We start from the raw sequence: 21,474 nt of genomic DNA, 5'->3' as shown, positions 1-21,474 counted from the left end.
CGCATATGACACGGCGTCGCCCCGACCGGAAAACCGCTCGCGCGGAGGGCTCGGTACCGGAAGGATCGGCGCACACACACCGGCCCGTACAGCACCCGGGCATCGCACGGGTGACGTACGGACGACGCGTCCGTGCGGCCCGCCGGCGGCGCGCGTCGGAACGGCACAAGAGCAAAGGGCGTCCCCCTGAGTACCCAGCAGGTCATCGAGTGGACCGAGGACGGCCGGACCCGTACCGCCCAGTGGCGCTCCGAGAGCGGTACGCCGCCGCCCCGCCGGGTCGCGATCGCGGACGACCGGATGCCCGCCGACACCGCCCACCGCCTCGTCTGCGAGGGCACCGCGCTGCTGTGGCGCGGCGACTACCAGGGCGCCCGCCAGATGCTGACGGCGCTGACGCGCCGGATCGACCGGGGCCCGCGCCGGGCGAAGGAGCGGCGGCCACCCGCGGCGTCCCCGGCCGAGGCGTTCCACCGGCACCGCCAGGCCCAGTCCCGGCGGGCCCGGCTGCTGGGGATGGTGCTGGTGCCGCTGGACACGGACTTCGGGGTTCCGCTGCGCCGGGCGCCGGACGTACGGCAGGCGTGCGCCGAGGCGTACGGCCCGGCGAAGGGCCCCTCGGTGGTCTCGCTCCGCGAGTTGCTCGGGCTGATCGGCGCACACGAGTGGCGGGAGAAGGGCGTCAAGGTGCGGGCGCTGGGCGGGGACCGTGTCCATCCGCACTACGGGGTCTTCTCACCGGTGCGCGGCGAGTACGTCGACCTCGTGGCCGAGGCCCCGCTGCCGTCGCACGAGCTGGCCTTCGACATCGGCACCGGAAGCGGCGTCCTGGCCGCGGTCCTCGCCCGGCGCGGCATCGAGCGGGTGGTCGCCACCGACCAGGACGCGCGGGCGCTGGCATGCGCCCGGGAGAACGTGGCCCGGCTGGGCCTGTCCGGCCGGGTCGAGGTGGTCGAGGCCGACCTCTTCCCGCCGGGCCGCGCCCCGCTGGTGGTCTGCAACCCGCCCTGGGTCCCGGCCCGGCCCTCCTCACCACTCGAATACGCCGTCTACGACCCGTCCGGCCGTATGCTGCACGGCTTCCTGAACGGGCTGGCCGGGCATCTGACCCCCGGCGGCGAGGGCTGGCTGATCCTCTCCGACCTCGCCGAACACCTCGGACTGCGGCCACCCGCCGAACTGCCGGCCGCCTTCGACACGGCGGGCCTGACGGTCCTGGACCGGCTGGACGTCCGCCCCGTCCACCCCCGCGCCTTCGACCCCACCGACCCCCTCCACTCGGCCCGCGCGGCGGAGGTGACGTCGTTGTGGCGCCTGACGGCGGGATGAGCGGATATGCGGCTCCGCCGCGTGGCAGGGGCTTCGCCCCTGATCCCCGGAGCCCGGGGCGGAGCCCCACCTTCCACCCCCTCCGGCGCTTAAGGCGGAACGGGGCCTGGGACGGAGCCCCACCTTCCAGCCCCTCCGGCGCTTGAGGAGCGGGGCCCGGAGCGGAGCCCCACCTTCCAGCCCCTCCGGCGCTTGAGGAGCGGGGTCTGGGGCGGAGCCCCACCTTCCAGCCCCTCCGGCGCTTGAGGAGCGGGGCCCGGAGCGGAGCCGCGTCTTCCAGCCCCTCCGGCGCTTGAGGAGCGGGACCTGGGGCGAAGCCCCAGTTGTGGGAAGGGGCGGGCAGGGGAGCGGCCCGCCGCAGGCGTACGCGTACCGCCGGACACCGCGTAGGGGACACGACGGCGGGGCACCCGGCAAGACACGCCGCAGGCGTGATCGGCACGGCAGGATTGATTCACGTTCCGCACGAACCCACCAAGGGAGCCCGTATGAAGCTCGCCTTCTCGACCCTCGGCGTCCCCGGTATGCCCGTACCCGACGTGGCCCGGCTCGCCGCCGGAGCCGGGTACCACGGCATCGAGCTGCGCGCCCACCCCGAGGAGCCGGTGCACCCGGGGATCGGGGCGGACGAACGGGCCAGGGTGACGGCGGAGTTCCGGGACGCCGGGGTCGAGATCCTCACCGTCGCCGGATATGTGCGCGCCGCCCAGACCGGGCCGGACGAGCCGGTGCTGACCGGGCTCGGGGAGCTGCTGGAGCTCGCCCACGACCTGGGCGCCCGCAACGTCCGGGTCTTCCCCGGCGGCGGGGAGCAGAGCCCGGAGGAGGCCGACGCCACGGCCGCCCGGCGGCTCGCGGCGGCCGCGCCCCGCGCCGCCGACCTCGGCGTACGGCTACTGCTCGAGACCCACGACTCGCACCGGACGGGCGCGGACGCGGCCCGGGTCCTCGGGCTCGTGGGCCATGGCAGCGTCGGTGCGATCTGGGATGTGATGCACACCTGGCTGGGCGGCGAGGACCCGGCCACCAGCTATCCGGCGCTCTTCGCACATCTGGGCTACGTCCAGGTCAAGGACATCGCCTCGGCCGAGGACACCACCCCGCTGCCGCTGGGCGAGGGGGTGCTGCCGCTGACCGAATGCGTGGAGCTGCTCAGCCGCGAGGGCTGGGACGGCTGGCTGTGCTGGGAGTACGAGAAGCGGTGGCATCCGCAGGCGCGAGCCCTCCCGGAGCTGCTGGCCCCGGGCCGGGAGCATCTGCTGCGGCTGCTCGCCGACGCGGCCTGAGCTCCCTGCTCGCGGTCCGCCTCGGTCCGTCGTCACCGTTCGGCTCAGACGGCTCGAGGTCGCGGCGCGACCCGAGGCGCATCCGCCGCAGCCTCCCGGCCGGGAGCGACGTCAGCGCCACGCCGCCCACCAGCAGCGCCGCCGCCAGCCAGCGCGGTGCTGGTCGCGGGACCTGCCCGCCGAGCCCTCCTCGGTGCGCGTGTACCAGGACAGTGTCGGGCACTGGTACTGCTCGTTCGTGGTCCCCACCCGGGTGCGGCCGCTGCCGGAGACCGGCCGGGTGCTCGGTGTGGACTGGGGCGTGAGGCAGACCGCCACCACCACCTCGAGTGCCCACGACCTCCCGCACGCCGAGCACGGCCGCAAGGCCCAGGCCAGGCTGACCCGGTACGACCGGATGATGGCCCGCCGCAGACCGAGGAAGGGGCAGGCCGCCTCGAAGGGCTACCACGAGGCGAAGAAGTGGCGGGCGAAGACCTACGCGAAGATCGCCCGGCAGCGGCGGGACACCGGCCGCAAATGGGCCAAGAAGGCGGTGACCGACCACGATGCCATCGCCGTGGAGGACTTCAGGCCCAAGTTCCTGGCCAGGTCCTCAATGGCGCGCAAAGCGGCGGACGCCGCGATCGGCGCCACGAAGAAGGCCCTCATCGAGATGGGCCGCAAGCACGGGCGGGACATCCGGCTGGTGCATCCAGCACACACCACCATGGACTGCGCATCCTGCGGAGCGAGAACCAAGCACGCACTGCCGCTGTCCGAGCGCACCTACACCTGCACCGCGTGCGGAGCCGTCTCTCCCAGAGACAAGAACTCCGCCCGCGTGATGCTCGTCCGGGCAGGTCTGAACCCGGCTGGTGCCGAGGGCGTAAGACCTCCGGGAGCGCCGCTCCCGGAGGCAGCCTGAGCCAGGAACCCCCTCCCATCAGGGAAGGGAGCAGTCAACGAAACGGTGCGGCTGCCGAACCGACCTCTGGCCGCGGCGCACGATCTGAGCCTGTGTCATATCCCCGGTACGCCGCCGACGCTCTGGGAGGGGTGTCGCGTCGGCGGCGGGGTGCTGCTGGCCGCGGGCGGCGGAGAGGGTGGTGGGCCACGCAGCCAGCAGCGAGGCCGAGTACCGCCGTGCGGGGACTCCCCATCAGCACGCCGCTTCGACGCGCGGCGGCCCGCGCCGGTTCCGCACAGGGCGCGCATGGCGCGAATCGGTGATGAGAGGGGTGCGGGCGCCCAGGTGGCGTCCGGCGGGCGTTCACGGGGTGGCGCCACGGCTCTCAGACCGGCAGCTCCGCCTCGATCAGGTCCGCCGCCCGGTCCGGCCCGCCCTCGGTGGCCATCCGCTCCCTGAGCGCGGCGCAGCGGGCGGCCACCTCGGGGTCGTCCACCAGATCGAGCACCGCCTTGCGCAGCGCCGGAGCCGTGGCCTCCGCCTTGGGCAGATGGCGGCCGACCCCGAGCCCCTCGAGGGTGTCCGCGTTGCGGAACTGGTCGACGGCCTGCGGTACGGCGACCATCGGCACCCCGCAGGCCAGCCCCTCCTGGGCGCCGCCCGCACCCGCGTGGGTGACGAACGCGTCGGCCTTCCGCAACACGCTCAACTGCGGTATCCACGAGTGCACTTCGACATTGGCCGGGATCCCGCCGAGGTCGGCCGGGTCGACGAACTCGCCGATCTGGAGCACCACGTACCAGCCCGGCAGATCGCCGAACGCCGCGACGCACTCGCGGTAGAAGCCGAGCTCCCTGGTCCAGGTGGAGCCGAGCGAGATCAGCAGGATCCGGTCGGTCCCGGCGGCCCGCTCCGGGCGGCGCCACTCCCCCACGTCGCGGCGGGCGCCCTGGCAGCCGCCGACGAAGCTGTAGACGGAGGTGTCGACGCGGTCGGCGTTGGGCTGGAGCAGTTCGGGAATGAGGGCGACACAGCGGCTGGGGCGGCCGATGAGGGTGTCGGGGTCGGTGCCGGCCAGGCCGTTGCCGTCGAGCCAGGCGCGGTAGCGCGCGTAGTAGGCCCGGCCGCGCTCCGACCGCCGCATATGGGCGTACATCGGCTCGAAGACCTCTTCGCGGTAGCCGTCCCAGGGCACGAAGCTGGGCGCGAGTTCCACGGCGGACACGCCCCACCGGTGGGCGAGGACATGCGCCGGGTAGGCGGTGACGTCGTACATCACCAGGTCCGGCTCATCGCCTTCGTAGGCCGCCAGATGCTGCGGAAGTGCCTGCTCCGCCTCGGTGAGAAACGGCTCGATGTAGTCGATCAGATCGGAGCCCCTGGCGCCCGGCACATTCTCACCGTGGAGGATCGAGGTGTAGGTCTTCGGCTCGGCGCCGGTTTCGGCCACCTTCTCGGCGAACGACTCGGGGATGGCGTAGGTAACCCGGTGGCCGCGGGCCACCAGCTCGCGGATCACCTCCAGGCTCGGGTTGACGTGCCCGTGTGCCGCGATGCCGAACATGGCTATGTGTGTGGGGGGCTTGGCACCCGTCGGTGGGGTCATGAAAACGGAACATAAGCGAGAACGGATGCCTCATACAAATACCACGCATACCCGGTCGAGAGTTTAGTACCGGTTTCGTGCAGGCACCAGATCACGGTCTTTAACCAGTCTTTTCCTTTACGCTTCCAGCCACGCGGCGGAGCCGCATATCGATGCTGTGGGAAAGGCCAACTTTTCTTGACCCGGCCGCTGTTTGTGTCCCAGCGTGTCCTGCACACCTATGGCCGCCCCCTCCGAACGTCCCATGGAAGGAGTGCGGGTGCACACGACGACGTCTCGCCGCGCCCTGCTCACCGCCACCCTGGCCGCCGCCGCGGCCGGTGCCTGCAGCGGACCGACGAACAGCTCCCCCGCGCCCGCGGCCCCCGCGCGCCGCACCACAGCCGGTTCCGGCAGCCCGTCCGCGGCCCCCTCCCGGCCCACCACGGAGCCCGGCCGGGACCACGAGCGCGACCGCCGGCGGATCGACGGACTCATCGGGCGGATGACGCTGGACCAGAAGATCGGCCAGCTCTTCGTGATGCGGGTCTACGGCCACTCGGCCACCCGACCCGACCCCGCCGATGTCGCGGCCAACCGCAAGGAGATCGGCGTCGACAACGCCGCCGAGCTGATCGCGAAGTATCACGTGGGCGGGGTGATGTACATCGGATGGGCACACAACATCCGCGACCCCCACCAGCTGGCCGCGCTCTCCAACGGCATCCAGAAGGCCGCGCTGGCCACCTCCGTGCCCGTCCCCGTCCTGCTCTCCACCGACCAGGAGTACGGCACCGTCGCCCGGGTCGGCGCGCCCGCCACGCTGTTCCCGGGCGCCATGGCGCTCGGCGCGGGCGGCAGCGCGGCCGACGCCCGTACGGCCGCCCGCACCGCGGGGGCGGAGCTGGCCGCGCTCGGCATCCGGCAGGACTACGCCCCGATCGCGGACGTCAACGTCGACCCCGCCAATCCGGTGATCGGCGTGCGCTCCTTCGGGGCCGACCCGAAGGCCGTGGCCCGGATGGTGGCGGCCCAGGTGGAGGGCTATCAGAGCGCCGGGGTCGCGGCCACCGCCAAACACTTCCCCGGCCACGGCGACACCAGTGTGGACAGCCATGTGGGCCTGCCCCGGATCACCCACTCCCGGAAGGAGTGGGAGCGGCTGGACGCGCCGCCGTTCCGGGCCGCGATCGAGGCCGGAATCGACTCGATCATGACGGCGCATCTGCTGTTCCCCGCGCTCGACCCGGCCGACGACCCCGCCACGCTCTCGCACCCCATCCTCACCGGGGTGCTCCGCGAGGAGCTGGGTTACGACGGGGTGGTGGTCACCGACTCGCTCGGTATGGAGGGGGTGCGGAAGAAGTACGGCGACGACCGGGTGCCGGTGCTCGCGCTCAAGGCGGGCGTGGACCAGTTGCTGAACCCGCCGAGCCTGTCCCTCGCCTTCGAGGGTGTGCGCAAGGCCGTCCGGGCGGGCGAGATCAGCGAGGACCGGATCGACCGGTCGCTGCGGCGCGTCCTCGAACTCAAGGTGCGCCGGGGCCTGTTCGACGATCCGTACACCAGCGACCGCGCGGTCAACCGCACGGTGGGCACCCGCGAGCACCGCGCCACCGCCGACCGCGTCGCCGAGCGCACCACCACCCTGATCACCAACCGGGGCGGACTGCTGCCGCTGTCGCCGAGCCGCCACCGCGACCTGCTCGTGGTGGGCGTGGACGCCCCCGCGCCCTCCGGCACCGGCGGCCCGCCGACGTCCGTCCTGGCCCGCGCCCTGTCCGGCCTCGGATTCCGCACGGAGGCGCTCACCACCGGCACCGCCGCCTCCCCCGGTCCCTCCCCGCGGCGCGTCGAGGCGGCGGTCGCGGCGGCGCGCGGGCGGGACGCGGTGATCGTGACGACGTACGACATCGCCTCCGGCTCCGCCCAGCGCACCCTGGTGGCACGGCTGGTGGCCACCGGTGTCCCGGTGGTCCACCTGGCCCTGCGCAATCCCTACGACATCGCGCGCCTGAACGGCCGAGACACGGCTCCCGGCGCCTCGCTGGCCGCCTACTGCTGGACGGACGTGGAACTGCGCGCCGCCGCCCGCGTCATCGCGGGCCGGACCGCGCCACGCGGCAAACTGCCGGTCGCGGTCCGGCACGCGGACGCCCCGTCCCGGGTGCTGTACCCGATCGGGCACGGGCTGAGCTACTGACCCGGGCCCGGTCGGGGCCCGCGGACGCGCCCTACGGGCGCAGCGTCACCGGCTCGCGCTCGGTCTCGCGGCGGTCCAGCTTCGCGTCGTGCCGGGCGAGGGGCTTGCTCGTCGGGCTGACGCCCGCCCAGCGCTGCACCTCGGCGGTGGCCTTCTCCTTCTGGTCGCCCGTCAGCTGGGCGATGCTGGAGCCGTGGTTGCCGCCGGCCACCGTGTAGACGTACGAGTCCTCGGCGCCCTTGCCGACCCGGAAGCGCTCGGCGCCCCACGGGTCGTTCTGGCCGTAGACGAAGAGCATCCGGTGGGCGTCGTGCCGGACCCAGCTGTCGATGTCCCGCATCACACCCTGCTTGAAGCGCATCGGGATGTCACGCGGCACATAGCTGCGCGGGGCGTAGATGCCGGGGTAGCGCAGCAGCCCGGCCAGGTGCGGGGTCTTGAAGGTGGGCGAGCCGAGCTCGGTGCCCGCCTGGTAGTAGTACGGCGTGTAGGTCTCCAGGCCCTGGTCGGTGTAGGCGGAGAAGCCCGAGATCTCGTCGATGAAGCCGTACAGCTCGTCGGTGGACGCGGTCGGGGCGGGCACGTCCGCGCAGTCCTTCAGCAGGTGGTACTGCCAGAAGGCCCACACCAGGTCCAGGACCACGTTCTCGTACGCCTTGTCGGCGCTGCCGACGACGGTGAAGGTCCGCTTCTCGTCGTCCGCCCACTTCTGGTAGCGCTTCACGATCTCGTCCCGCCGCACCAGCGCCTCGCGCTGCACCGCGTTGAGCTTGGTGCGGCATTCGGCGGTGCCGACGCCCGCGAAGAAGCGGTCGTAGGCGGAGTCCTCCTTGTCGGCCACGTCGTTGGGCGCGACGTAGGCGACGGTGCCGTCCATGTCCCGGGGGTAGAAGCGGCGGTAGTAGGTGGCCGTCATCCCGCCCTTGCTGCCGCCGGTGGCCAGCCACTTCTTGCCGTAGATGGGCTTGAGGGCCCGGAAGAGGCGGTGCTGGTCGCTCGCGGCCTGCCAGATGTCCAGCTTGGACCAGTCGGCGGGCTGGGGCCGGGAGGGAGTGAAGAACCGGTACTCCATGGACACCTGGTTGCCGTCCACCAATTGCGTGGGCTCACTGCGGCGCGGTGCGGTGGTGACGTTGTAGCCCGAGGTGTAGAAGACCGTGGGCCGGTCGGTGGCCTTGTGCAGCAGCGTGAACCGCTGCTGGAAGGTGCCCTTGGAGGGATGCCGGTGGTCCACCGGCTGGGCGTAGCTGAAGACGAGGAAGCGATAGCCGTCGTAGGGCTGCTCCTCCACGAAACGCATTCCGGGAATCGCCAGGACACGTTCCTTGATGTCCGGCTGGGCGGGGGCGGCCGGTGCCGCGGACGCGCTTCCGGCGCCCGCGCCGACCGCCCCCACCAGTATCGCGAGCGACAACAGCCATCTGAGCATCTTGCGCATGCACCCTCCCCTTGTTGCCGTGTTGACCCTTTGGCCCGTGAATTCGCACAGGTCGCCGAGAACCTATCCGGGCACACACTCGCGTCGCCAGATGCAGTCAACGCTCCAACCCGAGGCCGAATACGGAGAGTTGTTACCGCCGCCCTCTTTCGTAGCGGGCTGTGATGGCGCATGCTGCCTGTATGGACCGAGACGAACGGCACGACCGGAGTGAACGGGCCGAGCGGCTGACGCGGTATCTGAACGAATTGCAGGAACGGATCGACCCTCGCTCGCTCGAGCTGCTGATGCGGCTGCTGCGCGAGTTGAGCACCTCACCGGCCGTCCGCGGGGGGACGTACGAGCTCGGGATGGGGCCGGAGGAGAAAGAGCTGTTCACCCCAGCTCTCCAGGCCGAGCTGCTGGTGCTGTTCGGCCTGCTCACCTCCCAGGACGAGCGTGTGGTGGTCGACCTCGGCGACAGTCCGCACGCCAAGGGCATGAAGGTGCTGGTGCCTCAGGAGCGGGCCGGGGACCCCGACTTCCTGCACCGCCACAAGCAGCGGGTGGCGGCCGAGGCGGAGCAGCGGGAGCGGGACCGGCGGGAGGTGGAGGGCATAGCGAGGGCCAGCGGCATGGAACCGTGATGTTACCGTACGTAACGATGGGCGAACGCTGAGCGTTACCGGCCGTAAGCCGACCGCTCAGGCGTCAGACGACGGCGGGGGCCGTCTCCCCCATGAACGTGCGCCACAGCGCGGCGTACCGCCCGTCCCGCGCCACCAGCTCCTCATGCGTGCCGTCCTCGACGACCCGGCCGTGGTCCAGGACCACCACCCGGTCCGCACGGGCGGCGGTGGTCAGCCGGTGGGCGACGACCAGTGTGGTGCGCCGTCCCGTAAGACGATCCGTGGCCTGGTTGACCAGAGCCTCGGTGGCCAGATCGAGCGCGGCCGTGGCCTCGTCGAGCAGCAGGATGTCCGGGTTCACCAGCTCGGCGCGCGCCAGCGCGATCAACTGCCGCTGCCCGGCGGAGAGATTGCGCCCGCGCTCGGAGACCTCGTGCAGATAGCCACCGTCGAGCGACGCCACCATGGCATGGGCGCCGACCGCCCGCGCGGCGGCCTCCACCTCCGCGTCGCTCGCGCCGGGCCGTCCGTAGGCGATGGCGTCGCGCACCGTCCCGGCGAAGAGATACGGCTCCTGCGGGACCACCCCGAGGTGGCCGCGGTATCCGGTGAGGTCGAGCTCGCGCAGATCCACACCGTCCACCCGCACGGCGCCCCGCGTCGGGTCGTAGAACCGCGCCACCAGCTTGACCAGGGTGGACTTACCGGCCCCGGTCTCCCCGACGAACGCCACGGTCTGCCCCGAGGGGATCGTGAGCGAGATGCCCGCCAGCGCCTCCTCGCCGTCCCCGTACCGGAACCGCACATCGTCGAATGCGATGTCGCCGCGCATCGCGCGCACCTCGCGCGGCGCCTCGGCCAGAGGTGTGGTGGTGGGCTCGCGCAGCAACTCCTGGATGCGGCCCAGCGACACGGTGGCCTGCTGATAGCCGTCGAAGACCTGGGAGAGCTGCTGGACGGGGGCGAAGAACAGGTCGATGTAGAGGAGGTACGCCACCAGCGCACCCGCCGTCAGCGTGCCGTCCCCGACCCGCCCGGCGCCCACGATGAGCACCAGCGCGGTGGCCACGGACGCCAGCAGCTGGACGAACGGGAAGTACACCGAGATCAGCCGCTGGCCACGGATCCGCGCCTGGCGGTACGCGTCGCTGCGCGCCGCGAACCGCTCCCGGCCGGACCGCTCGCGCCGGAACGCCTGCACGATCCGCAGCCCCGCCACGCTCTCCTGAAGGTCCGCGTTGACCACGCTCACGCGCTCGCGGGCCAGTTCGTACGCCTTGACGCTGCGGCGCCGGAACACCACCGTGCCGATGATGAGCGGCGGCAGGGTCAGGAAGACCACCAGCGCGAGCTCCACGTCGATGATGAGCAGCGCCACCAGGATGCCGAAGAAGGTCAGCAGGCTGACCACGGCGGTGACGAGACCGGTCTGGAGGAACGTGGACAGCGCGTCGACGTCGGTGGTCATCCGCGTCATGATCTTGCCGCTCAGCTCGCGCTCGTAGTAGTCGAGACCGAGCCGCTGGAGCTGGGCGAAGATCTTCACGCGCAGGGCGTAGAGCACCCGTTCACCGGTCCGCCCGGTCATCCGGGTCTCGCCGATCTGGGCGGCCCACTGCACGAGGACGACGACGAGCGCGAGCCCGGAGGCGGCCCACACCGCGCCGAGCGAGAGCCGCTGCACACCCTGGTCGATCCCGTGCCGGATGAGCACGGGCAGCAGCAACCCGGCGATCGCGTCCACGGCGACGAGCGACAGCGCGACCAGGAGCGGAGCCCCGAAGCCGCGCAGCAACCGCCGCAGCCCGTACGTCTCCTCGGGACGGGTGGCCCGCTCCTCGTCGATGTCGGGGGTGTCGGTGGCGGGCGGCAGGGCGGCGACCTTGGCGAGCAGCTCGGGGGTGGCCGGCATGCCGGACAGCGCCCCCGCGAGCCCGGGACCGGCCACGGCCGCGGCCCCCGCGCCCGCCGCCGTGTCGCCCTTACGGAGCTCACCATCGGGCCGCACCCATAGCTCCGGGGTCACCCCGCGGTGGCTCGGGCGCGCCGGATGACCCGCCTCGGCCCCATCCGGCGCGATGGCGGCGCCGTCCCCGTCCAGCGCCCTTACGGTGCCGCCCCCGTCCAACGGCTCTACGATGCCGTCCGCCTCACGAACGGCGTGCGCGGGGTCGTCCCCGCCGCGCGCCCGCCAACCCGCCGTGGGGCACGGGCGCCCCTCGGGTCCGTGCGCCGTGTGGTCGCCGTCGGCGGGCGGCCCGCCGTCGAGACACGGTTCGGCCAACCCGGTCGCGGCGGCTTCCCCGCCGAACGCACCGGCGAGCCCCGCCGCGTGCGCCGCGGCACCGCGTGGCGCGCCCGGGGCCGGGCCGTCGCCGCTGGGGGCGGCGACGGCCTCGGACTCGTCCGTCAGCAGGCTCCGGTACACGGCGCTCCGCGCCTTCAGCTCCTCGTCCGTGCCCACGTCCACGACCCGGCCCCGGTCCATCACCGCGATGCGGTCGGCGAGGGCGAGGGTGGAGGGCCGGTGGGCGATCAGCAGAGTGGTGCGGCCCGCCATGACGCCCCGGAGCGCCTCGTGGATCTCGTGTTCGACGCGCGCGTCCACCGCCGAGGTGGCGTCGTCCAGGACGAGCAGCCGGGGGTCGGTGAGGATCGCGCGGGCCAGGGCCAGCCGCTGGCGCTGGCCGCCGGAGAGGGTCAGCCCCTGCTCGCCGACCTCGGTGTCATAGCCGTTCGGCAGCTCGGAGATGAAGCCGTCGGCCTGCGCGGCGCGGGCGGCGGCCCGGATCCGCTCCTCGCTCGCGTCCGGCAGCCCGTAGGCGAGGTTGGCGCCCACGGTGTCGGAGAAGAGGAAGCTGTCCTCCGGCACCATCCCGACCGCCCCGCGCAGCGAGTCGTACGTCAGCTCCCGCACATCGTGGCCGCCGATCCGCACCGCGCCCGACGACACGTCGTAGAAGCGCGGCAGCAGCATGGACAGCGTCGACTTGCCGCTTCCGGAGGCGCCCACGACGGCCAGGGTCTCGCCCGGCTCGATCCGCAGGGACACCTCGGACAGCACCGGCCGCTCGGGGTCGTAGCCGAAACTCACCCGGTCGAACTCGACCGTCGCCGGGGCGTCCTCGGGAAGCTCCCGGGCATCGGGGCGCTCGTCGATGACGGGCTCGGTGTCGATGAGCTCGAAGACGCGCTCGACCCCGGCCCGCGCCTGCTGCCCGATGGTCAGCAGCATCGTGAGCATCCGCACCGGGCCCACGAGCTGGGCGAGGTAGGTCGAGAAGGCCACGAAGGTGCCGAGGGTGATCTGGCCCCGGGTGGCCATCCAGCCGCCGAGCGCCAGCATGGCGACCTGGCCGAGGGCGGGGACGGCCTGGAGGGCCGGGGTGTAGCGGGAGTTCAGCCGTACGGTCCGCAGCCGGGCGGCGAACAGCCCCCGGCCCACCTCCCGCAGCTTGTCGGTCTCCTGCGCCTCCTGCCCGAACCCCTTGACCACCCGGACACCGGTCACGGCCCCGTCGACCACACCCGCGACGGCGGCCGCCTGCCCCTGTGCGTACCAGGTGGCGGGGAACAGCCGGATGCGGCTGCGCGAGGCGAGGATCCACAGGGCGGGGGCGACGGCGAGGGCGACGACGGTGAGCAGCGGCGAGAGCACCGCCATCACGATGAGCGAGACCAGGAAGAGCAGAATGTTGCCGATCATCATCGGCACCATGAAGAGCAGGCCCTGGATCAGCTGGAGGTCGCTGGTGGCCCGGCCGATGATCTGGCCGGTGGAGAGCTTGTCCTGCCGTCTGCCGTCGAAGCGGGCGATGGCCGCGAACATCTCGGTGCGCAGGGCGTGCTGGACGTCGAGGGCGAGCCGTCCGCCGTAGAAGCGGCGGACGTAGGTGAGGACGTACACCACGAGGGCGGCGACGATCAGCAGGGTGGCCCAGGGGGCGAGGGACCGGTCGTGCGAGACGATCACATCGTCGATGATCAGCTTCGGCACCAGGGGGACGAGCGCCATGACGGCCATTCCGGCGAGCGAGGCGCCGAGGGCGAGCAGCACATCGCTGCGGTACTGCCAGCAGTAGCCGAACAGCCGCCTTACCCAGCCCTGTCCGGCTTCCGGGCCCTCCACATCCGGCTCGCCTGCACCCCTTTTGCCCGTTTCATCCGATGCATCCGCCGCTACGTCCGCCACCCGTGAACCTCCCGATCCGCACACGCTTCCGGAAGGCACCAACACACTGATGTGCGGATTTCATCCTGCCGCAACAAATGAATCGGGGCGCGGCGGCTGCTTGGGGGCGGCGGGCGCCCCCCTCCCCACCCCTTCCCGCAGCATCGATTTGCGGCTCCGCCGCGCGGCAGGGGCTCCGCCCCTGGACCCCGGGGGCGGGGGCGCGGCCCTGGAACCGGGGCACGCCCCGGGAGCGGGGCGCGGGCCTGGGAGCGGGGCGCGGGCCTGGGAGCGGGGCGCGGGCCTGGGAGCGGGGCGCGGGCCTGGGAGCGGGGCGCGGGTCTGGGAGTGGGGCGCGGCTTTGCCCTGCGGCGGAGCCGCGCGGCTCGGCTTCGCTCCTGGGTCCCGAGGGTCGGGGGGCGGCCGGTGCCGCGGTTGGACTCCGGGGCGCCGAGCGGGCGGGGGCTGGGGCGGGGCCCCAGTTGCGGGAAGGGGCGGGGAGGGTGCCCGCCGCAGGCGCCACGGCCCGCCGCAGGCGCCGCGGGCCCGCCCCGGCTAGGCCGCCGCCTCCTCCGTCACCCCCTCCCCCGGCTCCGGGGCGGTGACCGCGGCGCAGCGCTCCGCGATCTCGCCCAGAGTCAGCCCGAGCGTGGCGGCGAGGGCCGCGATGGTGAAGAAGGCGGGGGTCGGGGCCCGGCCGGTCTCGATCTTCCGGAGGGTCTCGGCGGAGATCCCGGCCCCGGCGGCGATCTCGGCCATGCTCCGTTCGCCACGGGCCTGGCGCAGCAGGGCGCCGAGGAAGCGGCCGCGTTCACGTTCCAGCGGGGTGAGAGGAGTGCGCACCATGACCGTGATACTAATACCGGTATAGTAATTGGTGCACACCGGACCGGCGGTTCGGTCATGCGAAAGGGCTCACCCATGGTGGAAATCAAGACCGACGCGTCCCTGGACGCGATGCGCGAGGCGGGCCGCGTCGTGGCCTCGGCGCTCGACGCCGCACAGCGGGCCGCGGCCGTCGGCGTCTCGCTGCGCGAGCTGGACGAGGCGGCGCGGGAGGTGCTGCGCGAGGCCGGGGCGAGCTCCCCGTTCCTCGGCTACCGGCCGCAGTTCGCGTCCACCCCCTTCCCCGCGGTCATCTGCGCCTCGGTCAACGACGCCATCGTCCACGGCATCCCGGGCGACTACCGGCTGTCCGACGGCGACCTGGTGACCATCGACTGCGGTGCGACGCTGGACGGCTGGAGCGGTGACGCCGCGGTCAGCTTCACCGTCGGCACCCCGCGCCCGGCCGACGTCCGGTTGATCGAGACCACCCGGCAGGCGCTGGAGGCGGGGATCGCGGCGGCCGTCGCGGGGGGCCGGATGGGCGACATCTCCCATGCCGTGGGGACGGTGGGGCGCACCGCGGGCTACGGCATCATGGAGGACTTCGGCGGCCATGGCATCGGCCGGCGGATGCACGAGGACCCGCCGGTCCCCAACGAGGGGCGGCCCGGCCGGGGCTTTCGGCTGCGGCACGGGCTGGTGCTGGCCATCGAGCCGATGTTCCTGGCGGGCGGTCTGGACGCGTACACCACCGACGCCGACGGCTGGACGCTGCGGACGACGGACGGGAGCCGCGCCGCCCACAGTGAGCACACGGTGGCGATCACGGAGGACGGGCCGCGGATCCTGACCGCGCTCTGAGAAGACAGCTCACCCGTCCGGACACACGCTCGCGGAATCGCCCAAAAGCGGACTGTTCAATACCGGACCGTTCATCAAACACTTAGCAGGGCTGTCTAAGGTCGCGCCCATCGAAAAGCGCACCACCGGCCAGGCGAAAGGATGATGATCGTGGCGGTGCCCCGGATCGACGACATCCCGCCCGCGGAACGGTTCGCGGCGTGGCGCGCCCTGTGCGAGCTGACGTCGATACCCATGGAGCTGCGCAGTGACCATGAGCACGACTTCCGCGCGAACGTACGGGGCGGAGTGGACATCGGCGAGGTGATGCTGACCTACACCTCCGTACCGTCACTGCGGAACGAGCGGACCGCGGCCCACATCCGGCGCTCCGACCCGGAGCTCTACCATCTGCGGCTCACCCTGCGCGGGGAGACCGACGTATGCCACGGGGACGCCGAAACCACGGTCGGCGCCCGGCAGTTCATGCTCACCTCCACCTCCGCGCCGTATCTGGCGGTGTGCGAGCGCGGCAGGGTCGACGGGATGACGGTCACCCTCCACCCCTCGCTGCTGCCGTTCCCGCCCGCCGAGCTCCAGCGGCTGCTCGGGCAGCGGCTGTCCGGACGGTCCGGGATCGGGGCCATGCTCGCCGACTTCCTCACCCGCCTGGCCACCGAGTCCGACGCCTACGGCCCGGCCGACGCACCGCGCCTCGGCACCGTCGCCGTCGATCTGCTCAACGCGCTGCTCGCCCATGAGCTCGACACCGGTGCCGAGGCGCGCGCCGAGAACCGGCTCACCCCCGAGAGCCGTCGGCGTACCCTGCGGTTACGTGTCCAGGAGTTCGTCCGGCAGAATCTGGACCGCCCGGGGCTCACCCCGGCCTCGATCGCCGCGGCCCATCACATCTCGCTCCGGTACCTCTACCGCCTCTTCGAGGAGCAGGGGCACACCGTCTCCGCGTGGATCCGCGCCCAGCGCCTGGAACGCTGCCGCCGCGACCTCGCCGATCCCGCCCTGGGCGACACCCCCATCCATGTCATCGCCGCCCGTTGGGGCTTCAGCCACGCCGCGGACTTCAGCCGTGCCTTCCGCGGCGCCTATGGCGTGCCCCCACGGGACTTCCGCCATAGGGCGCTCGCGGCGAACAGGTGAGCGGGGCTCCCCCCGTAGCAACCCTGCTCACCCGTCCCTGATCAGCATGGGCCCGCCGGGGCCGGGATGTCGTTGGCCTCCTGTGCACACTGTCTTGATCCTGCGTGCACGGACCGCGTCCGCCGTGCACGGATGGCACATCCCGGCCCCCCACGGGGTCAGTTGGCGCGCGTCACCCGCAACTCCTCGATGCCCGCGCGCTTCTTGTCGTCCGCCGACCGCACGGTGACCCGTACGAAACGGGCCGGGCCGGTCGTCCCCTCGCGCCAGTGGCGGCCGTCGAGCGAGGTCCGCATCTCGTGGGAGGCGGGGCGGGTGCGGGTCCACTCCGGGCTGACCTCGGCCAGCCGCACGGCGCGCCCGAGGTCGGCCGTGAGCGTGCCCTCGGCGGCGTCGGGGACCCAGGCGGTGGCCGCGTTGCCGTCCACGGCGGCGCCCGCGTACATCCCGGGCTCCTCCGTGCTCGCCGTCGCCTTACCGCAGCGCGCGACGTCGTCGGTCGGCTCGAGGTCGGGGCGGCGGGTCTTGAGCACCGCGGGCGCGCCCCGGCTCACGATCCGCTCCCCGCCGTGCGGGGTGTCGATCCGCATCGGCGCGCCCGCCGTCAGCCTTACGGTCGTCTCGTGCGGGCCGATGGCCACGTCGTAGGTGCGGCCCCGCCAGCGCAGCCCGCGCAGGGTGACACCGTCGTGGAGTTGCGGCGGCAGCGTCGGGTCGAGCCGCACACCGTCCTCGTCCATCCGCATCCCGGTCAGACCGTGGGTGAAGACCTGGAGGAAGCCGCCCTTGCCGGTGAGGAAGTCCTGCGCCGGGGAGCCGGACAGCGGGTCCCGCGCGCCCGCCTTCTCGCCCCGCGCCTCCGAGAAGGTGTCGAAGGGGCCGCGGACGAACGGCTTGATGGCGCGCTGGAGGTAGGTGTACGTGGAGCAGCCGGGCTCGCCGATGGCGGCGGCGTCGATGGCGTGCACCGAATCCGTCATGGCCGGGCCGTCCGGGTCGGTGCGGGCCGCGTAGTAGTCGAGCGTCCTGGCGGCCGTCCGACCGGACATCGGCCACTCCAGCGGGTACATCAGCAGCACGGTGTCGGCCTGCTTGATCAGCGAGCCCTTGTAGCCGTCGTACTGCCGGAAGACCTGGCTCTTCTTGTCGTACGGGATCCGCATCCGGTCGGCGATCCGGCTCCAGGCGGCGGGCACCGGCTCGCCGAGGAGGCGGGCGGCGCGGGCGGCGTCGCGCAGGGCGGTGGCGGCCCCGGCGTTGGTGAAGACCGCGTCGTCCACGCCGTTGCTGTACTCGTCGGGACCGGCCACGTTCTTGATGGAGTAGCTGCCGTCGGCGTTGTGCGTGGCGCGCCCCGCCCAGAACTCGGCGATCCCCTTGAGCACCGGCCAGCCGCGCCCGCGCAGCCACCGGGTGTCGCCCGTCGACTGGTAGTACTGCCAGGCCGCCACGGCGATATCGCTCTGGAGGTGGTTCTGGGTGCGGCAGTGCGGCGGGTCCCAGCTGTGGCACTCGGTCCACAGCCCGCCCTTGCTCGCACTGGTCCAGGGGTAGAACAGGCCGGGGTAGCCCAGCTTGCGGGCGTTGGCGCGGGCGCCGGCGCGGGTCTTGTAGCGGTACTCCACCACCGACTTGGCGAGTTCGGGATGGGTGGCCAGCAGCCCGGGGTACATCCAGGTCTCGGCGTCCCAGAAGATCAGCCCGCCGTAGTTGTCGCTGCTCAGACCGGTCGGGGAGATGCTGTTGCGGGAGCCGGCGCGGGTGGCGGACAGCAGTCCGTACTGCGCGGAGCGCACCCAGTCCTGGAGGTCGCGTCGGCGGCGTCCGGCCACCTCGATGTCGGAGCGCCACAGCCGCTTCCAGGCGGCGCTGTGCGCGGCGAACAGCCCGTCCCAGCCCTGGTCCGCCGCGCGGCGGGAGGCGGCGAGGGCGTCGGCGCGCGGGGTGTGGGAGGTCAGCGCGGTGTCCACGCCCACGTACTTGGTGAACTCATAGGACCGGCCGGGGCGTACGGAGAAGCGGAGGCCCTGGCGCGCGGACAGGTCCCGCGCCGCGTCCGTGCCACCGGCCTCCGTACCACCGGCGTCCTTCCCACCGGCCTCCGTGCCGCCCGTCCTCGCCCCGGCCGCCCGGACGCCCGGGCCGGGGCGCAGCGTGGAGGCCACGGCTCCGTCGGTCTTCGTGCCATCCGTACGGAAGGCGACATCGACCGTGCCGCCCTTATGGGCGCCACCGCCGGTCCCGCTCATCCGCCGCGCACCGCGCCCGTCGAGCAGGTCGGTGACGGTCGCGTCCCCGCCCCAGTGCGGGGTCATCCGCATCCTTACGGCGCCCACGTGCGCGTTGGCGCGGTCGGCGACGATGTCATAGGTGAGGTCGGTGGCGCGCCCGTCGGACGCGGTCCAGGTGAGGGAGGTCCGCACCAGACCGCAGCGCATGAAGACCGCCTGCCGGTAGTGGGAGATCCGCCCGGCGGAGGTCTGGGAGCCGAAGGTCTCCGAACGGTCGCCCCCGGTGGCCACGTTCAGCGTGGACCAGGTCGGGATGGCGGCGGCCACCTGCCGGTTCTCGGTCGTCTTCGCGTTGTGCGCGTAGAGGCCGGAGACAAAGGCGCCGTCGTAGCGGGGGGTGAACAGCGGCCAACCGGTCTTGTCACCCCCGCCGGAGTAGCCGGTCCCCTGGGGCGGCACCCGCTGCCCCAGATAGCCGTTGCCCACATACGCGTGGGAGCTGTCCTTGGGGTCGATACGGTTGGAGGAGAGCGCCCAGCCGTCGGACGGCCCGCGCGTGCAGTCCCCTCCGGCGGTGGCGTCGGCCGCCGCGGAGGGATCGGATTCGGGAGCGGCGGACGCCGGGGGCACGGCGGCGATCAGCCCGCAGACGAGGAGCGGGGCGATCAGCCGGGCGGGCCGGGGCGGCCGGAGGGGGGAGTACGTCATCGTTCTCCGTCGTGGTTCGCCGGTGACGGTCGCAGTGACCATAAAGAGGTGAACACGACAGGTCAATGGATGGCGCGATGTCTTCAATATCTGAACACAGGTTCACATGCGAGGGTGACGCCTGCGGCGGGCTGCGCCCCTCCCCGCCCCTAGGAGGGCCTGGTCAGAACGCCGACGGGCGCACCAGCCCCGTCTCGTACGCGAAGACCGCCGCCTGGGTCCGGTCGCGCAGCCCCAGCTTGAACAGGATCCGGCTCACATGGGTCTTCACGGTCTGCTCGGCCACCACCAGCCGTGCCGCGATCTCCGCGTTCGACAGCCCCTGGGCGATCAGCGTGAGCACCTCGGTCTCGCGCTCCGTCAGATCGCCCACCCGGGCCCGGAGGGGCCCGCGCGGGGCGGCGGCGGTCACCCGGGAGAACTCGCCGATCAGGCGCTTGGTGATGTTCGGCGCCAGCAGCGCGTCTCCGGCCGCCACCACCCGTACCGCATGGGCCAGTTCATCCGCCGAGGCGTCCTTCAGCAGAAACCCGGACGCGCCAGCGCGCAGCGCCTCGTAGACGTACTCGTCCAGGTCGAAGGTGGTGAGAACGAGGATCTTGACGGTGGCGCCGGCGGGTTCGGTGAGCCGGCGGGTGGCCTCGATACCGCCGACCCCAGGCATCCGTATGTCCATCAGGACCACGTCCGGGGCGAGCTCGGCGACCTGGGCGATGGCGTCGGCCCCGTCCACGGCCTGGCCGACGACCTCCATGTCCGGTTCGGCGTTGAGCAGCACCGTGAAGCCCTGGCGGACCATCATCTGGTCGTCGGCGATCAGGACGCGGATGGTCGTCATACGGGGTCCTCGGCGGTCTCGGGGGCGGCGGCGGACGGGGCGGGGTGGTCCGTGGGCAGTACGGCGATCACCTCGTAACCGCCGTCCGGCGTCGGGCCGGTGGTCAGCTCGCCCCCTAGCATCGCAGCGCGCTCCCGCATCCCGAGCAGGCCGTGCCCGGCCCCGGGCGAGGGCGGGGCGGGCCGGTCCGGCGCGGTGTTGACGATCCGGACGGTCAGCCCGTGCCGCCGGTACCCCAGCTCGACCCGCGCCTCGGCGCCCGGCGCGTGCCGCATCACATTGCTCAGCGCCTCCTGGACGATGCGGAACGCCGACAGCTCCACGCCCGGCGGCAGCGCCCGCCGCTCCCCGGTGACATCGGTGAGGATCGTGATCCCGGTCCCCCGCACCGTGCCCACCAGCTCGTCCAGCCGGTCCAGAGTGGGCTGCGGGGTGTGCCGGGCGCCGTCGGCCAGGGCGTCCTCGGAGCGCAGCACGCCCAGCACACGGCGCAGTTCGGCCAGCGCCTCGACCGCGTTCTGCCGGATGCCCGCGAGGTTCTCCCTGAGCTCGTCGGAGGGGTTCTCGGCGAGGTGCGGGGCGACCTGGGCCTGGATGGAGATCACCGACATGTGATGGGCGACGACGTCGTGCAGTTCGCGGGCGATGCGGTTGCGCTCCTCCAGCAGGGTGCGCCGGGCCCGTTCCTCCGCGGTGAGCTCCTCCTGCTCGACCAGCCGGGTCCGCGCCACCCGGCGGCCCCGCAGCGCGGCGCCCACCACCACGGCGGTGGTGAAGGAGACGACGGCGTTGCCCAGGCCGTCCTGGTGGAGCCGGGAGGCGAGGGCCGAGGTGAGCGCCCCCACCAGCAGGGTCAGGATGAGCCCCTCTGCGGCGATCCGGGGGCGAACCCGCAGTGCGAGGAGGAACAGGACGGCGGTGTGCAGCGCGATCTGCCCGAAATTCCAGGGGTAGAGCAGCTGTGCGGGGACGCGATCGTCCATGTCCAGTGCCGTCACCAGGAGCATGGTGGTGGAAAGCCACCACGCCGGTATCGGGCGGGTCAGCGCCAGCAGGACGGCCGCCGCCTGGAGCACGACCAACCAGATCAGGGGCACCGGGCCCTGGATCGTCCCCGGGCGGGCGGGCTCCTGGTATTGCGCGAAGCTGAGCGAGCCCATGATCACCGCGAACAACACCACATGGCCATGGGGCAGCCGGCCCAGCCAGCGCAGCCGCGGCAGCGGATCGCGCGCCACCGTCCACAGGTCCTCGCGCAGGATGCCCGGCACCGCGCGCAGTGCCTCGCCCAACGTGCGTGGCAGCGCGCGCAGTCCCCCCGCCAGCCGGTCCGCGATCTTGCCGCCTGTCATGCCCTTGACT

13 protein-coding genes and 1 pseudogene are annotated in these 21,474 nt (G+C 72.7%); 7 read left to right on the top strand and 7 right to left on the bottom strand.

All coding sequences use genetic code 11. From position 1 onward, the window contains the following. The first annotated feature begins 186 nt into the window (after nt 1–186). From LIV37_RS31635 to LIV37_RS31625, 3 genes and pseudogenes are all read left to right on the top strand, one after another. Entirely contained in the window at nt 187–1,329 is a 1,143-nt protein-coding gene (locus LIV37_RS31635; protein ID WP_121825155.1) for a methyltransferase, read from the top strand. Nucleotides 1,330–1,817: 488 nt separating this feature from the next. Continuing rightward, a complete protein-coding gene (locus LIV37_RS31630) occupies nt 1,818–2,615 on the top strand; it encodes a sugar phosphate isomerase/epimerase family protein (RefSeq protein ID WP_020871157.1) in 798 nt (265 codons plus the stop codon). A 160-nt stretch (nt 2,616–2,775) separates the two neighbouring features. Beyond that, a pseudogene (locus LIV37_RS31625) lies at nt 2,776–3,522 on the top strand (RNA-guided endonuclease InsQ/TnpB family protein); the annotation flags it as partial. A gap of 367 nt (nt 3,523–3,889) precedes the next feature. On the opposite strand, the gene LIV37_RS31620 reads toward LIV37_RS31625, so the two are convergent. Further along, nucleotides 3,890–5,110 carry a macrolide family glycosyltransferase gene (locus LIV37_RS31620; RefSeq protein WP_121824280.1) on the bottom strand — a complete coding sequence of 407 codons (1,221 nt, stop codon included), beginning with the start codon at nt 5,108–5,110 and terminating at the stop codon, nt 3,890–3,892. 259 nt (nt 5,111–5,369) lie between these two features. Here LIV37_RS31620 and LIV37_RS31615 point away from each other — a divergent pair, with 259 nt between their 5' ends. Beyond that, nucleotides 5,370–7,292, top strand: a complete 1,923-nt coding sequence (locus tag LIV37_RS31615; RefSeq protein ID WP_020871154.1) for a glycoside hydrolase family 3 protein — start codon at nt 5,370–5,372, stop codon at nt 7,290–7,292. A 31-nt stretch (nt 7,293–7,323) separates the two neighbouring features. On the opposite strand, the gene LIV37_RS31610 is transcribed toward LIV37_RS31615, so the two are convergent. Continuing rightward, nucleotides 7,324–8,730: a S28 family serine protease gene (locus tag LIV37_RS31610; RefSeq protein WP_020871153.1), complete on the bottom strand. Its 1,407-nt coding sequence runs from the start codon at nt 8,728–8,730 to the stop codon at nt 7,324–7,326. A 182-nt stretch (nt 8,731–8,912) separates the two neighbouring features. On the opposite strand from LIV37_RS31610, the gene LIV37_RS31605 reads away from it, so the two are divergent. Further along, the gene (locus LIV37_RS31605) at nt 8,913–9,356 is read left to right on the top strand and encodes a hypothetical protein (RefSeq protein WP_020871152.1); all 444 of its coding nucleotides are present in this window, start codon (nt 8,913–8,915) and stop codon (nt 9,354–9,356) included. Nucleotides 9,357–9,420: 64 nt separating this feature from the next. Here LIV37_RS31605 and LIV37_RS31600 read toward each other — a convergent pair whose 3' ends face one another. After that, nucleotides 9,421–13,467 carry an ABC transporter ATP-binding protein gene (locus LIV37_RS31600; RefSeq protein ID WP_121824281.1) on the bottom strand — a complete coding sequence of 1,349 codons (4,047 nt, stop codon included), beginning with the start codon at nt 13,465–13,467 and terminating at the stop codon, nt 9,421–9,423. A gap of 597 nt (nt 13,468–14,064) precedes the next feature. Next, nucleotides 14,065–14,355 (bottom strand): helix-turn-helix domain-containing protein, encoded by a 291-nt coding sequence (locus tag LIV37_RS31595; protein ID WP_020871151.1) that lies wholly within the window; start codon nt 14,353–14,355, stop codon nt 14,065–14,067. Between the two features lie 75 nt (nt 14,356–14,430). On the opposite strand from LIV37_RS31595, the gene map reads away from it, so the two are divergent. Next, nucleotides 14,431–15,198, top strand: coding sequence for a type I methionyl aminopeptidase (map, locus tag LIV37_RS31590; RefSeq protein WP_020871150.1), 768 nt, complete (start codon nt 14,431–14,433; stop codon nt 15,196–15,198). Nucleotides 15,199–15,342: 144 nt separating this feature from the next. Continuing rightward, nucleotides 15,343–16,335, top strand: coding sequence for a helix-turn-helix domain-containing protein (locus tag LIV37_RS31585; protein ID WP_020871149.1), 993 nt, complete (start codon nt 15,343–15,345; stop codon nt 16,333–16,335). Between the two features lie 158 nt (nt 16,336–16,493). Here the strand turns inward: LIV37_RS31585 and LIV37_RS31580 are convergent, their stop codons facing one another. The 3 genes from LIV37_RS31580 to LIV37_RS31570 form a co-directional block, all read right to left on the bottom strand. Next, complete coding sequence (locus LIV37_RS31580; protein WP_020871148.1) at nt 16,494–19,274, bottom strand: glycosyl hydrolase family 65 domain-containing protein; 2,781 nt, start codon at nt 19,272–19,274, stop codon at nt 16,494–16,496. Between the two features lie 163 nt (nt 19,275–19,437). Continuing rightward, on the bottom strand, nt 19,438–20,112 hold the full coding sequence (locus tag LIV37_RS31575; RefSeq protein WP_020871147.1) for a response regulator: 675 nt from the start codon (nt 20,110–20,112) through the stop codon (nt 19,438–19,440). Further along, nucleotides 20,109–21,464 (bottom strand): sensor histidine kinase, encoded by a 1,356-nt coding sequence (locus tag LIV37_RS31570; protein WP_020871146.1) that lies wholly within the window; start codon nt 21,462–21,464, stop codon nt 20,109–20,111. Before LIV37_RS31570 ends, LIV37_RS31575 begins: the two co-directional genes overlap by 4 nt. Nucleotides 21,465–21,474: the final 10 nt, after the last annotated feature.

The organism is Streptomyces rapamycinicus NRRL 5491 (assembly GCF_024298965.1).
GTDB lineage: Bacteria > Actinomycetota > Actinomycetes > Streptomycetales > Streptomycetaceae > Streptomyces > Streptomyces rapamycinicus.
This window is presented reverse-complemented; position numbering and strand designations above follow the sequence as displayed.

What these genes read in the sequence shown, in the direction of transcription:
- map (WP_020871150.1), top strand. Translation starts at nt 14,431, where the DNA reads ATGGTGGAAATCAAGACCGACGCGTCCCTGGACGCGATGCGCGAGGCG.
- LIV37_RS31570 (WP_020871146.1), bottom strand. Translation starts at nt 21,464, where the DNA reads ATGACAGGCGGCAAGATCGCGGACCGGCTGGCGGGGGGACTGCGCGCG.
- LIV37_RS31585 (WP_020871149.1), top strand. Translation starts at nt 15,343, where the DNA reads ATGATCGTGGCGGTGCCCCGGATCGACGACATCCCGCCCGCGGAACGG.
- LIV37_RS31575 (WP_020871147.1), bottom strand. Translation starts at nt 20,112, where the DNA reads ATGACGACCATCCGCGTCCTGATCGCCGACGACCAGATGATGGTCCGC.
- LIV37_RS31605 (WP_020871152.1), top strand. Translation starts at nt 8,913, where the DNA reads ATGGACCGAGACGAACGGCACGACCGGAGTGAACGGGCCGAGCGGCTG.
- LIV37_RS31610 (WP_020871153.1), bottom strand. Translation starts at nt 8,730, where the DNA reads ATGCGCAAGATGCTCAGATGGCTGTTGTCGCTCGCGATACTGGTGGGG.
- LIV37_RS31580 (WP_020871148.1), bottom strand. Translation starts at nt 19,274, where the DNA reads ATGACGTACTCCCCCCTCCGGCCGCCCCGGCCCGCCCGGCTGATCGCC.
- LIV37_RS31595 (WP_020871151.1), bottom strand. Translation starts at nt 14,355, where the DNA reads ATGGTGCGCACTCCTCTCACCCCGCTGGAACGTGAACGCGGCCGCTTC.
- LIV37_RS31630 (WP_020871157.1), top strand. Translation starts at nt 1,818, where the DNA reads ATGAAGCTCGCCTTCTCGACCCTCGGCGTCCCCGGTATGCCCGTACCC.
- LIV37_RS31620 (WP_121824280.1), bottom strand. Translation starts at nt 5,110, where the DNA reads ATGACCCCACCGACGGGTGCCAAGCCCCCCACACACATAGCCATGTTC.